At 58.4% G+C, this 1,095-nt stretch carries 1 protein-coding gene; it reads right to left on the reverse strand.

Annotation, left to right across the window (positions count from 1 at the left end; genetic code table 11):
- Positions 1 to 137: 137 nt before the first annotated feature.
- Positions 138 to 1,095 (reverse strand): IS5 family transposase (locus EJB06_RS31515; protein ID WP_126077965.1); only part of this gene is annotated, 958 nt, incomplete at its 5' end.

The raw sequence follows: 1,095 nt of genomic DNA on the forward strand, positions 1-1,095 counted from the left end.
TAGGGAAACGCTGATCTAATCGATTTTTGAGCCGATTCAGCCAAGAATTTTCGGGCCAACATTGCGGCTTGGTTTTGCAGCTCGAAATCAGCGGGTAAAGCGACCGATTTGAACGGTTTCTTCTTCGCTCTTCGTACTCAAGACGCAACTTGGGTGTGCTGTGTTCCGAGGAATCGGCGCGCCAACACCAGATTGGTCAACGCAAACAGTGTGAACAGTTGGGCGTTGTTCTTGGCCAAGCCACGATAGCGCGTCTTACGATGTTTGAAGAGGCACTTCAAGACATGGAAGCAATGCTCGACTTTGGCGCGCACGCTGGCCTTGGCCTGCTCCAGCTTTTCGGTCGCGCGACCCAGCTTGCTCTTCTTGAGCGTCTTGCGCACGCTCGGCCGCATGGCCGTGTACCAGGCAATCGCCTTGTCCGCATTCTCGGGCCGCTTGGCCACTCCTTGATAGCCTGCGTCGCCGAGCGCAACCTTTTCGCCGCCATGCAGCAACGCGTGCGCCTGGGTCACATCAGACACATTGCCGGCCGTGCCCACCACGGTGTGAACCAGACCGGTAGCCATGTCTACACCAATATGACATTTCATTCCGAAATGCCAATCGTTGCCCTTCTTCGACTGGTGCATTTCCGGGTCACGCGCGCCGTCCTTGTTCTTGGTCGACGGTGGTGCCGCGATCAACGTGGCGTCAACGATGGTGCCCTCGCGCATGGACAGGCCTTTGCTGGCAAGGTGCGCTTTGATCTCATCGAACACGCGGCGGGTCAGGTCGTTCTCTTCGAGCAGGCGGCGAAACTTGAGCAGCGTCGTCGCGTCGGGCGCCGACTCGTGGGTAAGGTCGACGCCGACGAAATTGCGTACCGAACCGATGTCGTAAATCGCGTCTTCGATACCTTCATCGGACAATCCCAGGCATTGCTGGGCGATATACATGCGCAGCATACGCTCAAGGCCTATCGGTGGTCGACCGCGCCCGTCGGCCTTCGGATAATGAGGCAGCAAGGCTGCGACCAACACCGGCCAAGGCGTCGCCGCATCGATCTCGGACAGGAAGCGCTCGCGGCGCGTCAACTTCTTCTTGCTGGCAAAC

The organism is Massilia atriviolacea (assembly GCF_003953935.1).
Taxonomy (GTDB): domain Bacteria; phylum Pseudomonadota; class Gammaproteobacteria; order Burkholderiales; family Burkholderiaceae_D; genus Telluria_A; species Telluria_A atriviolacea.